A 503-nucleotide genomic window follows, 5' to 3' on the forward strand; every position below is an offset into this window, starting at 1 on the left:
GTAGTTGGAGGTGTAGTTGGAGGTGTAGTTGGAGGTGTGTTTGGTGGAGTTAGGTAGTTTACGACTGTCCCCTTATCTACTACAAGGTTAGGTGCAGCCTTTAATTCGCTAGCAGATACAGTAATAACATCCGTTGATAGTTGGTATCCAGCTGGCGCTGTCAACTCCTTAATAACATAATCCTTAGCCTCAAAGCCTACAAAGCTTACAAGACCATTGGCATCTGAAGTTGCTGTCGCTTGACCTTCGCCATATGGGTTGGCAACTGGGGTCACACCATCTGCTTCAAAGAGTCCAAAGACAGCTCCTGCAAGGTCTTGACCGACTAGATTCACCTTATGCAATTGAATATTGTAAAGTTTCAACTCAGGTTTTTCAACAACTGGTGGTGTTGGTGGAATAGCAGTAAATGGTTTATTCACCACACTACCCTTATCAACTACCAAATCTGTCGCAGCAGTTAACTCTGCTGCAGAAACAGTGATTGAAACGTTTGAAAGTTG

General features: G+C 43.7%; 1 protein-coding gene. It reads right to left on the reverse strand.

The features are described from left to right. Positions 1-503: prealbumin-like fold domain-containing protein (locus K1I56_RS09940; RefSeq protein ID WP_223325867.1), on the reverse strand; the 503-nt coding region annotated here is incomplete at both ends.

The sequence above is a fragment of the Streptococcus parasanguinis genome, from assembly GCF_019929185.1.
GTDB lineage: Bacteria > Bacillota > Bacilli > Lactobacillales > Streptococcaceae > Streptococcus > Streptococcus parasanguinis_O.